This window comes from Burkholderia sp. BC1 (assembly GCF_052683555.1).
This window is the reverse complement of sequence record NZ_JBQYLP010000105.1, coordinates 1-13,148: the sequence shown is the minus strand read 5'-3', so window position 1 is coordinate 13,148 and position 13,148 is coordinate 1. Positions and strand designations below refer to the sequence as shown.

Below are 13,148 nucleotides of genomic sequence, written 5' to 3'. Positions count from 1 at the left end.
CGTGAGTTTTACACACTCAGCAAGGGATCCATTTTTTGCGGGCAAGCTCAAATTACATTCCATTAGGAGCAACACATGACACTCATCCGTCGAAACAACAGCAAGAACTGGTACTACCAGTTTCAGATTCAGGGCAAGAAATTCTTCGGCTCCACCGGCACGCCGAACAAGACGAAGGCCGCTCAAGTCGAACGCGAGATGCGCAATCGCGCGCACGCCGAGCAGTACCTCGGGGATGCGCAGCCCATCTCGCTCAAGAATGCGCTGGAACAGTATGTCGAAGCACGGAGCGAAACTTCCTATCACCGGAACATGTGCTCGATCGTTCGGAAGACGCTCGGCTATAAACTTCATCCGCGGACGAAGGCCAAGCTCCCCTGCTATGGCATGTCGCCTGATACGCTGCTGCATGAACTGACGACGCGCGATTTCGATCTTCTCGTCGCGAAGCGCAAGGCCGAAGGCGACAAGCCCGCGACGATCAAGCACGAGATCGGATTGCTACGCGCGACCATCAACGAGATGGCAAAGCTCGGCTTCAAAGTCAGTCGAGATATCGTTTTTCCCGAGCTTAGGACTTCGTATAGGCTTCGATATCTGGATTCTAACGACGAGTCGGCGTTATTGCGCGAACTCGATCCGGAACGGCTTAGAGCGCGTATAAACGCGTCTAAACCGCTAACACCCGAAATGACGCGGAATATGCAGGATAACTACGACATCACGGTTTTCCTGCTCGATACGGGATGTCGCTACTCGGAGGTCGCGAATATTCCGTGGTCGGCGATCAACATCGACGCCAGCACGATCAGCCTCTATCGGAGCAAGGTTCGGAACGAGGATGTGCTGCACATGACATCGCGACTCGAAGCGATCCTACGTCGTCGGTGGGAAGAACGCCGGACTGGGCAGCGATACGTCTTCGAAGACCGCACGGGCAATGAACGCGGCTACAGCACGAAGTCGATCAAGAAGGCAATTGAGCGCGCCGGACTAAATGATCCCACTCTCGTCAAAGAACGCGGCGGGCGCGTTACGCTGCACACGCTCCGTCATACGTTCGCGAGCAAGCTGGTCAAAGCGGGCGTCAGTCTCTATGAGGTGTCGGTGCTGCTCGGTCACAGCGATCCGAAGATGACGCAGCGTTACGCGCACCTCAGCCCGAACGACGCGAGCCGGAAGGCCGTAAAAGTCATCGACTCGCTACTGCTCAATCCCGCATGAATCGTGGGGTGTGCCGCCCTCAACGTGCTCCGAATTTAGGGCACTTTCCATGTCTTATTAAAGGCGTACAAAACCGGGATTCTCGAGGCCGAGGATCCCGGAAGCCGGCATCCGATTACTTGTGGCCATTCCACTCGGGATCGGGATCATCTTCCCATGCTGGTGCCCATTCCCGATTTGCCCATCGGGGATGCGTCAGATCGAACGGTTTGCCGAGCCCGCGACGCGGTAACTGTCGGTTGTAGATGAACCCCGAGACGCCTGTGCCTAACAACCGCACCTGCGCCTCATGTGTGCGATTCACGGACATCGTTTCACTTCTTGGTGCGCCTTTTTCGTTCCGTGGTGGAGCTCGAGGCTCCGTTAGGAGACGCGAGCTCCACCACGCGCCGGTGATGTTCGGCGAGGGTCTTGTCGACGCGCCATTCACGGTGGCGAATTCGTTCTTTCGTTTCGTCGTAGGCACTTTCCACCTCCTCCGCGAGAGGCGTAATTTCGCTTAACTCCGCGATACGATCGATGGGCGTTTTGCCACCAAGTGAGCCGTGCGGGCGCCGCCAGTTATAGTTGAACTGCCACTCCTCAATTCGTTGGTCGATCGCATCCCCGGTCGGTGGATGATCCGACCAGAATTCGTTGAGGTCGGTGAGCTGTGAACGCTCGACCTTGCCGTTGAGGTGTGGCGAACGGGGCGGAATCGGTCGGAATTTGATGCACTCGCTCATCAAGCGCCGCTGCACTGACTCGGCGAAGAACTCACCGCCTCGGTCGGTCTGGATACGCTGAATCGGGAACGGCATCTCCTCAATGACGCGATCAAGAAAAAGCAGCGTATTTCGGGCATTTCTGCGTGGGTAGATCGCCAGTACCCGGAATCGCGAACAGTCGTCGATCGCCGTGTACTGGTACGCACCTCGAGCGATTTTCATCGTGTCCATCTGGACGCGGTCTCCAGGCACCGGCCGGCTATAGCGTTTTGGCTGCGTCGGTCGCCTAGATCGAACCAACGGCTTTACACCCGCCTCGCTCAAGACCTTGTGAATGGTCGCGAGGGATAGCTCTCGTTGCTCGTGCAGTCGCAGTTCATTCTGGATCCGCCGTGCGCCTTTGCGCTCAGCGCGTAATCGGAGGACCGTCGCCCGATCAGCCTCGGAGACCTTCCGGTTTGGGCTGCGCAATGGACGACGGCTTTGAGACTGGAGACCCGCTTCGCCAGCCTCCTGATAGCGACGTAGCCATTTGCGAAGTGTCGGCCGAGATATGCCGCACCGTGCGCACACGAGGCCAGCATTGCCCGTCTCGTGATACATGCGCACCCAACGCAATCGCGCGGCGGTCTCTCGGTCCATCGCTTCATTTTAGTTGAAACGATGTCTATGAATCACACAGTTTAACTTCCTCCTGACTCACGGAACTGTCGTCAGACCAGGCGACGTCCGCGAACGCGGCTTCGAGTGCGGCTTGGAGCTGCTTCAACTGCTCCGGGGTCGGGTTCGAAGGCAGATGCTCAATCTCTTTGCCCTTTACGGCAGCGCCTTCAGTCGCGGACCGGAGCGGCGTGTTTTCCGGCACCAGCGTGCGCGGCAGTTCAGTCTCGTCGACGCCAAGTGCTTCGAGTAGTCCGGCACGAGCATCCTCGGCGGCTTTCAGCGCCGCGTCGTGGCTATCGCTTTTGGGCGGGAGTCCGGTCGATCGCGAAGACGTCGGCGAAGAAGCGGACGAAGACGGGGACGCGGCCGGCGCCGCGCTCCCTCCCACGCGCGGAACGGAGACGCGAAGTGGGGGCCGCGTGCTCGGCTCGGCCGCATCCGCGGATGCGCGACTCGATAAAGGAATGTGTGAGCTTCGCGACGATGACCGGGAAGGCGGAAGCGGTACGTCTTGCGGTTGTTTTTCCGCGTGATGTTGGATTACTTCAGCCGACGTCCTGGCAACGGGAGATTCGGGACGACTGATCGAAGATGACATGGTGACCCCTCTTTCGGTATGACCGACCTATCGATGAAAATTCGTTTGTGCCTTGCGAATGCCGCCGATCGCTCGGAGTGTCATCCGACAGTCGTCTGCAACGCTGAATGGAATTCTCATCGATCGAAAATGTGGGACGGTTGCGATAGCGAAGAACTGACACAGAAGACGAACCCATTATCAGCGCGTCATCGATCTGTTACACCGAGCCGTACATACCCGCTTCAGCTTAAAACCAGCCACTTTTTCGCCCGCGAGCAAGCCGCGGGCGCCGGTTCGACTGCGTCACTCGCCCAGATAGGCGGCACGCACTTTGGGATCGTCGAGCATGTCTTTCGCATTGCCCGACATCGTGATGGCCCCCGAATCCATCACATAGCCGCGATTGGCGGCTTGCAGCGCGAGGCGGGCATTCTGCTCGACGAGCAGCACCGTCAGCCCTTCCTTCGAAATATCGCGCACCACTTCAAAAATCTTCTCGACCATGATCGGCGAGAGGCCCATCGACGGCTCATCGAGCAACAGCAGCTTCGGCCGGCTGATCAGCGCCCGCGCCATCGCCAGCATCTGCTGCTCGCCGCCCGAGAGCGTGCCGGCAAGCTGCTTGGCCCGCTCCTTTAAGCGCGGGAAATAGCCGAACATCCGGTCGACGTCCTTCTGGATGCCCTCCGCATCCGAGCGCAGGTACGCGCCCATCTGCATGTTCTCCAGAATCGACATGCGCGCGAAGATGCCGCGCCCTTCCGGCACCATCGCCAGCCCGCGCTTGAGCAGCTCGTGCGGCGGCACGCCCTTGATCGACTTGCCCTGGTATTCGATGTCTCCCGCCGAGTAGGGCTTTAGGCCCGTGATGGCCTTCATCGTCGTGGTCTTGCCGGCGCCGTTCGCGCCGATCAGCGTGACGAGCTCGCCTTGCGCGACCTCCATGTCCACGCCCTTCACTGCCTGAATGCCGCCGTAATTGACTTGCAGGCCCTTGATCTTCAACATTGCCGTAGCCATCAGTGGACCCCCGCGCCCAGATATGCCTCGATCACCTTCGGGTCCTTCTGCACGTCTTGCGGCAGACCTTCGGCGATCACCTTGCCGTAATCGAGCACCGTCATGCGGTTGCACAAGTGCATCACGAGCTTCACGTCGTGCTCGATCAGCAGGATCGTTCTGCCGTCGTCGCGAATCTTCTCCAGCAGCTTCGTGAGCTCGAGCTTCTCGGTCGCGTTCATCCCCGCGGCCGGCTCGTCGAGCGCGAGCAGCTTCGGGTCGGTGGCCAGCGCCCGTGCGATCTCGAGCCGGCGCTGGTGGCCGTACGAGAGGTTGCGCGCCGTGTAGTCGGCGTACTGCAACACCCCGACGTATTCGAGCAGCTCCATCGCGCGCTCTTTGATTTCGCGCTCTTCCTGCCGCTCGGCCGGCGTCTGGAATACCGCCCCGAAAAGACCGTGCTTGGTACGCACGTGACGGCCCACCATCACGTTTTCGAGCGCGGTCATGCCCCCAAAGAGGCGAATATTCTGGAACGTGCGCGCGATGCCGGCAGCGGCCACCTGATGCACCGCCGTCGGCGTGTAGGGCTTGCCGTCGAGAATGAACTCGCCCGAGTCGGGCGTATAAAGGCCCGTGATCACGTTGAAGAACGTCGTCTTGCCGGCCCCGTTCGGGCCGATCAGACCATAGATCTGGCCTTCCTGGATCTGCAGGCCCACTTCCGAGAGCGCCTGCAGGCCCCCGAAGCGTTTGTTCACGCCCTTGACGGACAAACGAATGCTGTTGCTCACGAAATTCTCTCCGCTCAGGTCTCGCTCAAATTTCGCTCATCTGTCACTCAAGCACGCACCGGCTTTCTGCCGTTTCGCTTGGCCAGTTTCGCGATCTTGTCCTCGTGCTTCGCCGCGGGCCACAGACCCTCCGAGCGGTACAGCATGATGAGCACCATGGCCAGACCGTACAGCAGCTGGCGAATCACCTCGGTATCGATAATCTGATGCCCGAAGATCGCATGCTGCAGCGGACCCATCGTCGAGCGCAGGAACTCGGGAAACACCGCCAGCAGCACGGCGCCCAGAATCACGCCCGGAATATGGCCCATGCCGCCAAGCACCACGCAGGCGAGCACCACCACCGATTCCCAGAACGTGAACGACTCCGGCGAGACGAACCCTTGAAAGCCCGCGAACATGGCGCCCGAAAGCCCGCCGAACGAGGCGCCCATCGCGAAAGCAAGCAGCTTGACGTTACGCGTATTGATGCCCATGGCCTTGGCCGCGATCTCGTCTTCGCGGATCGCCGCCCACGCCCGCCCGATACGCGAATGCTGCAGGCGCGTACATACCCAGATGACGAGCAGCGCACAGAGCACGAACAGGTAGTAATACATGTACACCGACGGGAACTGGAATCCGAAGAGCGTATGCGTTTGCGACAAATTAAAGCCGCCCACGTGCACCGGATCGATGCCGGTGATGCCCTGCGGACCGTTCGTGATGTTCACGGGGCGATCGAGGTTGTTCATGAAGATCCGCACGATCTCCCCGAAGCCGAGCGTCACGATCGCCAGATAGTCGCCGCGCAGCCTGAGCGTCGGCGCGCCAAGCAGCACGCCGAAGAGCGCCGCGAGCGCCATGGCGATCGGCACGATGATGAAGTACGACAGGTGCATGCCGCCCGGCCACATCTGGGCGAACCATTGGAACTGGTTGGCCAGGTGCGGCGAGGTCAAAAGCGCCGCCGTATAGGCGCCCACCGCGTAGAACGCGATATAGCCCAAGTCCAGCAGGCCCGCGAAGCCCACCACCACGTTCAGGCCCAGCGCGAGCATCACGTACAGCATCGCGAAGTCGAGCACGCGCACCCAGTAGTTGCCGCCGGCCGCGCCGATGATGAGCGGCGCGGCAATCACGAACGCCGCCGTCAGTACGCCGACGACGAGCGTCTTCGTCGCGTTTCTCTCGGGGATCAGCGTCGTGGACGGCTCGACCGGTTGAATTAAGGCCATTTCTATGCTCCTTACCCTTACACCCTTTCAGCTTTACACTCGGGCACCCCGAACGCCAAACGCCTTAACGCCCTAATGCCCCAACGTTTTCTACGCGCGGTCCGCGACACGCTCGCCGAGCAAACCCGAGGGCCGGAATACGAGCACGACGATCAGCACGATGAACGCGAACACATCCTGATAGTTGCTGCCGAACACGCCCCCCGTGAGGTTGCCGATATAGCCCGCGCCGAGCTGCTCGATCAGCCCGAGCACGATGCCGCCGACCATTGCGCCGCCCAAGTTGCCGATGCCGCCGAGCACGGCGGCCGTGAACGCCTTGATCCCGGGAATGAAGCCCATATAGAAGTGGATGTTGCCGTACTCCGAAGCGATCATGAGACCGCCCAGCGCCGCCAGCGCCGAACCCAACATGAAAGTCACCGAAATCACGAAATTCGGATTGACGCCCATTAAGCTCGCGACAAGATGACTTTCGGCGATCGCGCGCATCGAACGCCCAAGCTTTGTCTTGTGCACGAGCAGCAGCAGACCGGCCATCATGATGAACGCCACGACGATGATCACGATTTCGGTCATGGAAATGACGACGCCTGGGCCGTTCGCGCCTGCATGGACCAGCGCAATCGGATCCGTCGGGAGCAGCTGCGGAAACGGAAGCGGATTACGCCCCCAGATGATCATGGCGAGCGTCTGAAGCAGAATGGAAACGCCAATCGCCGTGATGAGTGGCGCCAAGCGCGGCGCCCGGCGCAGCGGCCGATAGGCGACGCGCTCGATCGTATAGCCGACCGCCGCACAGGCGGCTGATGCCATCGCGAGCGCAACAAGCAACGTTGGAACGTTGCCGAGATTCGGAAAGTGCCGTTGCAAGACACTGATCGCGGAAAGCGACACCATGGCGCCCACCATCAGCACGTCGGCGTGCGCGAAATTGATGATGGCGATGATTCCATAAACCATCGTGTAGCCCAACGCGATGATTGCGTAGACGCTGCCGAGTACGAGTCCGTTGATCAACTGCTGAAGAAAAATATCCATATCCAGCTCACCAAATGCAACTGTCACGCGTTCGTCGGACGATCATGCGAATTCTCGAGGCGTGCGGCCGCAGCACGCTCTCTTGCGTGGCCAATGGGGTGACCGGCAATGCACGAGGTGTGCGTGAGACGCACGCGAATCGCAAGCGTACCGGCCTGGCTCAACGAGCAAATACCAGTCGATTAGTTCTTTACGAAGTCGAGCAAGGTTTGCTTGCCGCCGACATATTTGTAGATCGAAATCGTCCCGTGGCGCAGATCGCCCTTGGCATCGAATTGGGTCTGGCCGAGCACGCCTTGGTAGTCGGTCGCCGGCATCGCGGCGAGTATCTTGTCGGGGGAAGCGGAGCCGGCGCGCTTCATTGCCTCGACGATGACATACACCGCATCATACGCAAACGGCGAGTTCAGCACCGGGCGCGTGCCAAAGCGCTTCAAGTAGCGTTCCGTGAAAGCGGGTCCCTTCGGCATCTTTTGCAACGGCGAGCCGGCGATCGAGCAGATGACATTGTCCGCCGCTTCGCCCGCAAGCTTCGAGAGATCGTCCGCGCAAAGCCCGTCGCCGGCGAGGATCTTTTGCACCATGCCGAGTTGCTTCGCCTGCTTGGCGAATGGGCCACCCGTCGCATCGAGACCGCCGTACATAATCACGTCTGGCTGCTCGCCCTTGATTTTGGTCAGGATGGCGCGGAAGTCCGTCGCCTTGTCGTTGGTGGCGTCATGCGAAAGCACGACGATACCGTCCTTCTTTGCCTGCTTCTCGAATTCGACGGCAAGACCCTGTCCGTACGCGGTTGCGTCGTCGACGATCGCAACTTTCTTGACCTTGAGCGTCTTCGTCGCGTAGTCGGCGAGTGCCGGTCCTTGCTGCGCGTCCGTTGCCACCACGCGATAGGTGGTTTTGAAGCCCTGCTGCGTATAGGCCGGATTGGTCGCCGAAGGCGACACCTGCACGATGCCTGCGTCGCTGTAAATTTTCGATGCGGGAATCGTCGTACCCGAGTTCATATGGCCGACGACGGCGACAACCTTGTCGTCGACGAGCTTTTGCGCCACTTGGGTGGCCTGGCGGGGATCGCCGGCATCATCCTCGGCGTCGAGCACGAGTTTCACTTTCTGGCCGCCAACGACGAGGCCTTTCTCGTTGATTTCCTCGACCGCCAAACGCGCGCCGTTTTCGGTGTCCTTGCCGAGATAGGATGCCGGACCGGTCAAAGGCGCGACCTCCCCGATCTTGACCGTTTCGTCGGCATAAGCCGCTCCGACCGGCGCCGCGACCAGCGCACCGACCATGCCAACCGTCGCCACGCCGCGACCCAACGTTAAGCTCTTGCTCATTGCTGCACCTCACCAATTGTTCTGGCTTGACCAAAGAAAAGGCGGTCACTGCAGGCGTCCTTCGCGAATAGGAAATCGCATCCGCCACCAAGCCCGTCTCACTCGCTATACCCCGACGATCCAATGGACCGTCCCCGGCGGATCCCGTCCTTCAATCCCGCACGACGCCGTTCCGATGACGGCGGAGACGAATGTATGTGGACACAAACTCACGGCATTGCACCGATCTGCCAGAAAACAGAAGATATGCGACAGCGGTGGCGCGCGGTGGACGGCCGTATAATGTCGACGTCCCGATTTCGCTGTCGCGCATGCGCCCCTCCGACGATCCCCCGTCCAGCACGACTCCAGCGCACGAATTGGTCGAACGGCTGGACTCCCTTTCGACTGCCGCCGAGCCGTCGCAGCGGCGCTCCGGCGCGGAGTTGAACGTCGGAATTCTGCTATGGCCGAGGTTTCCGCTACTGTCGCTGGGCGGTCTTTGCGATGCCTTGCGCCACGCGGCCGATCGCGGCGACCAAAGCCGCCAGCTGCGCTGCGTATGGACGACGATCGGCGCACCCAACAGTACCGTCGAATCCAGTTGCGGGATCGCCGTGCCGGTGCAGTCCGTCTTTCCGGATGTCAAGCAGTTCGACTACATCGTCGCGATCGGCGGATTGCTGCCCCACCTCGATCAGGTCGACAAGCGCTGCTGGGACTATCTGCGCGAAGCGGCGCAAGCCGGCGTTCCGCTCGTAGGGATTTGCACCGGCAGCTTCGTCTTGGCGCGCGCCGGTTTGATGGACGATCGCGTCGCCTGCGTGCATAGCTTCCACTTCGACGACTACCGCAATATGTTCCCCGGTCTGCGCGTGGTGACGCATGCGGACTATCTGATCGATGGGGACCGGGTCACGTGCGCGGGCGGCATATCGGTCATCGAGCTTGCCGCGCGGCTCATCAATCTGCATTGCGGGCCGGACCGCGCGGCAAAGGTCATCCATCAGATGACGGTGAGCCGCCAGGCCGGCTCTTCCTTCGTCGAGCGCCGCCGGGCGCTCGGTTACCTCTCGGTGGACGATGCCACCGTGCGGCACGCGGCGTTGCTGATGGAGGAAAACCTCGAAGCGCCGCTCAATATCGCCGTCATCGCCAAAATGGTCGGCACGAGCGTGCGCCAGTTGGAGCGCGCTTTCATGGCCGAGATGAAGGTGTCGCCAAACGAGTTTTATCGCCGCATGCGTTTGCGGTACGCGCGCTGGATGCTGCTCAATACCTCTCGCAAGGTCACCGATATCGCCTACGATTGCGGCTTTGCGGACTCCGCGCACTTTATTCGCGTCTTTCGCGAGGCGTACGGCGTCACGCCGGGCAAGCTGCGCAGCTCCCGCTCAGGTCCGACAACCGACTGACGCATCGCTTCACGGCGGCTTGCGCTGCTTGCTTTCGTGCTTGCTTTCGCGCTCATTTGGCAGCCCTGTCGCTTCCGTTCTACTTTTTTGCCGATCGGTGCAATCTCACGAGCGCCGCTTGATCGTACATTCCATTCACTCAAAAGATCGGGCGTCGCTCAAGAGGTTTGACGCGCGCTAGCCGCCCAACTGCGTCGTTTGCGATGCATCGCGGCAAAAGACATCGGAAAGCCACATGCAGATCATGGTATTGGGTGCGGGCGTCATCGGCCTCACGAGCGCCTATTATTTGAGCCGCGCCGGGCATCAGGTGATCGTCGTCGACCGCCATGCGGACGTCGCAACCGAGACCAGCTACGGCAACGCGGGCCAGCTCTCGTACAGCTATGTCGCGCCGCTCGCGGGGCCGGGCGTGCTGTCGAAGCTTCCCGTCTGGCTGATGGATAAAGACTCGCCGGTTCGCTTCAGGCCCTCGGCCAATCCCGATCAATGGCGCTGGTGTTTGCAATTCGCGCTGGCTTGCACGCGCAAGCGCAGCAATATCACCACTCGCAGATTGCTTTCCCTGTCGTTTGCCAGCCGAACGCTCATGCACGAGCTGGTGCGGGACGAACCCCTGCTCGACTTCGATTTCCAGCATTCGGGCAAACTCATCTTGCATCGCTCCGCCGCCGCGATGCAATCCGCCGTGGACTTGCTCGAATACCAGCGCTCACTCGGCTGCGAGCAGACGGCGCTCAGCGCGCAAGAATGCGTCGCGCTCGAGCCCGCGCTAGCGGACGTGCGTAAAGAGATTGCCGGCGGCATTTATACCCAAAGCGAAGACACAGCGGACTGCTACCGCTTTTGCCAGAGCCTTGCGGCGATTCTGCGCTCACGCGGCGTGCAGTTTGCGATGAATACGCCGATCGACGAGCTCCGGCTTTCAAAGCGCGGCTACGTCGAGGCTCGCAGTGGCGCAGCCACGCTGCAATCGGAGAACATCATCATCGCGACCGGCACAGGCTCCAGAAGTCTGCTTAAACCGTTGGGGATCGACGTTCCCATCTACCCGCTCAAGGGCTATAGTTTGACCTACCACCTCGGCCGCCACGCCGGGGCGCCGAAGATCAGCGTCACCGATTTCGCGCGCAAGGTCGTCTATGCGCGCCTTGGCGACCGGCTGCGCGTGGCCGGCATGGCGGACCTCGACGGGTACTCATTGAAGCCCGACCCAGCCCGTCTCGCCACACTGCGCGCCGAGACGGCAGCCTTCCTGCCGAAGGTCGCGGCCGATCAGGGCGAAGTCAGAGAGTGGACTGGCCTGCGTCCTGCCACCCCGCACGGCACGCCAATCATTGGGCCCACACCGTATCGCAACCTTTGGCTCAATGTCGGACACGGCGCGCTTGGCTTCACATTGGCGGCGGGATCGGCGGCGCTGCTTACCAACTGGCTCGATCAAAATACCGATTCGGCGCTTTCCAGCGTATTTGCACTCAGTCATTGAGCGGGCCACCTGTGATCGACCGTTCACAGTCCATTCCGATAACATCCATCCGCACCGAATGAGAGACAAACCTAATATCGTAGTGATCGGCACGGGCGGCACCATTGCGGGCCGCGGTGAAAGCGCGGCGAATACCTCCGCCTACGCCTGTTCAATACTGACGATTGACGAGATTCTGTCCGCCATTCCCGAAGCATCGTCGCTCGCGAACCTGAGAGCGGAGCAATTGCTGCAAACCGGCTCCGAAAACTTCAACAACGATCATTTGCTCAAGATCGGCAAGCGGGTATCGGCCGTTCTGAAAGACGACGACGTCGACGGGGTCATCCTGACACACGGCACCGACACGATCGAGGAAACCGCCTACTTCCTGCACCTTACGTTAAACAGCGCAAAGCCCGTAGTCGTCGTCGGATCGATGCGCCCGCCCTCCGCGATGAGTTCCGACGCCTCGCTCAACCTTTACGATGCCATTTCGGTGGCGATTCACCCGGCCTCGCGCGGAAAAGGCACGCTTGTCGTCGCCAACGAAGAGATCCACACCGCGCGCGACGTCATCAAGACAAACAGCTTCAAACTTGAAGCGTTTCGCTCGCCATACGGCGCGCTCGGGTACGTCGTCGAAGGGGAGCCGCGCTACTACCGCGTACCGTCCCGCGACCATACCTTTCTCACTGAATGGTCCATCGACGAGCTCGAGCATCTGCCGAAAGTCGATATCGTCTACGCGTATGGCGCGCTCGGCGAGGAGGTGATCGGTACGGTCGCATCCGATGCGAACGGACTCATTTATGCGGGCACCGGCAACGGCAACGTGGCGGAGCGCATCATCGAGCCGTTGCGAGCGGCGTCGCGCAACGGCCTGCAAGTCGTGCGCGCCTCGCGCACCGGCAACGGAGTCGTGATCCGCAATGGTGCGCAGCCGGACGACGATTACGGTTGGATCGTGGTTGACGACCAAGCGCCGCAAAAAGCCCGCATTCTGCTGATGCTGGCCATGTCAAGCAATCCGCGCGAGCGAAGCGCGCTGCAAGCAGCGTTTTATCGCTACTGAAACACGCGGTCCGGGTGGCGCAATCGGGTTTGCGTCATGGCGCATCAGGTCGTATTTCCAAACCTGGCCATCCGGCGGCCCGCCACATTCGGCGTTCTCAGGATGGAAAACATTATGCATATCATCACCGACGACCAAGTCCATGAGCTCATCACGATGAGCGACGCAATCTCCACGCTGCGACTTGCATTGGCGGAGCAAGGCACCCAACAGGCCAAGATTCAGCCGCGAGTGCGCACGCTCGGCGAAAGCATTTCATTGAGCACCATGGGAGCGATTTTGCCGGGCGCGGGTGTTTGCGGCGCGAAGGTATATTCCACACATAAGGGCATCTTCGACTTCGTCATCCCGTTGTTCTCCACGCAAGACGGGCGGCTGCTCTCGATCATTCATGGCGGCGCGCTAACCGAATACCGTACAGCGGCTGTGACGCGCATCGCATTCGATGCGTTTGGGCGCTCCGATTCAAAAGTGCTGACGGTGTTCGGTACAGGCGTACAGGCAAGATCCCATATTCGCGCGATCGTCGAGCACTCGGCCATCGAGCAGGTACTCATCGTCGGCATAGAACACGTCGCTGAGACCGTCGCGCAGATGCAGGTGCGTATTCCGGCGAACGTGATCACGCATTTCGGCGGATCGTGATCAT

Annotated in this window: 11 protein-coding genes; 5 read left to right on the top strand and 6 right to left on the bottom strand. The window is 60.6% G+C overall.

What is annotated here, in order from left to right:
* The first annotated feature begins 75 nt into the window (after positions 1–75).
* Complete coding sequence (locus ACSHSS_RS28415; RefSeq protein WP_006409631.1) at positions 76–1,224, top strand: site-specific integrase; 1,149 nt, start codon at positions 76–78, stop codon at positions 1,222–1,224.
* 314 nt (positions 1,225–1,538) lie between these two features.
* On the opposite strand, the gene ACSHSS_RS28410 is transcribed toward ACSHSS_RS28415, so the two are convergent.
* From ACSHSS_RS28410 to ACSHSS_RS28385, 6 genes are all read right to left on the bottom strand, one after another.
* Positions 1,539–2,573 (bottom strand): IS481 family transposase, encoded by a 1,035-nt coding sequence (locus ACSHSS_RS28410; RefSeq protein WP_006409625.1) that lies wholly within the window; start codon positions 2,571–2,573, stop codon positions 1,539–1,541.
* Between the two features lie 904 nt (positions 2,574–3,477).
* A complete protein-coding gene (locus ACSHSS_RS28405; protein ID WP_043279622.1) occupies positions 3,478–4,194 on the bottom strand; it encodes an ABC transporter ATP-binding protein in 717 nt (238 codons plus the stop codon).
* Positions 4,194–4,967 (bottom strand): ABC transporter ATP-binding protein, encoded by a 774-nt coding sequence (locus ACSHSS_RS28400; protein WP_006400860.1) that lies wholly within the window; start codon positions 4,965–4,967, stop codon positions 4,194–4,196. The genes ACSHSS_RS28405 and ACSHSS_RS28400 overlap by 1 nt, the downstream gene beginning before the upstream one ends.
* A 47-nt stretch (positions 4,968–5,014) precedes the next feature.
* Positions 5,015–6,184 carry an ABC transporter permease subunit gene (locus tag ACSHSS_RS28395; protein WP_006400861.1) on the bottom strand — a complete coding sequence of 390 codons (1,170 nt, stop codon included), beginning with the start codon at positions 6,182–6,184 and terminating at the stop codon, positions 5,015–5,017.
* 90 nt (positions 6,185–6,274) lie between these two features.
* Positions 6,275–7,225, bottom strand: a complete 951-nt coding sequence (locus tag ACSHSS_RS28390) for a branched-chain amino acid ABC transporter permease (RefSeq protein WP_043279623.1) — start codon at positions 7,223–7,225, stop codon at positions 6,275–6,277.
* Between the two features lie 182 nt (positions 7,226–7,407).
* Positions 7,408–8,517 carry a branched-chain amino acid ABC transporter substrate-binding protein gene (locus tag ACSHSS_RS28385; protein ID WP_006400863.1) on the bottom strand — a complete coding sequence of 370 codons (1,110 nt, stop codon included), beginning with the start codon at positions 8,515–8,517 and terminating at the stop codon, positions 7,408–7,410.
* Positions 8,518–8,873: 356 nt separating this feature from the next.
* On the opposite strand from ACSHSS_RS28385, the gene ACSHSS_RS28380 reads away from it, so the two are divergent.
* From ACSHSS_RS28380 to ACSHSS_RS28365, 4 genes are all read left to right on the top strand, one after another.
* Positions 8,874–9,956, top strand: a complete 1,083-nt coding sequence (locus tag ACSHSS_RS28380; protein ID WP_233620093.1) for a GlxA family transcriptional regulator — start codon at positions 8,874–8,876, stop codon at positions 9,954–9,956.
* Positions 9,957–10,191: 235 nt separating this feature from the next.
* The gene (locus tag ACSHSS_RS28375; protein ID WP_006400865.1) at positions 10,192–11,445 is read left to right on the top strand and encodes a D-amino acid dehydrogenase; all 1,254 of its coding nucleotides are present in this window, start codon (positions 10,192–10,194) and stop codon (positions 11,443–11,445) included.
* 58 nt (positions 11,446–11,503) lie between these two features.
* Positions 11,504–12,499, top strand: coding sequence for an asparaginase (locus tag ACSHSS_RS28370; protein WP_035948123.1), 996 nt, complete (start codon positions 11,504–11,506; stop codon positions 12,497–12,499).
* 36 nt (positions 12,500–12,535) lie between these two features.
* The gene (locus ACSHSS_RS28365) at positions 12,536–13,144 is read left to right on the top strand and encodes a hypothetical protein (RefSeq protein WP_445545824.1); all 609 of its coding nucleotides are present in this window, start codon (positions 12,536–12,538) and stop codon (positions 13,142–13,144) included.
* Positions 13,145–13,148: the final 4 nt, after the last annotated feature.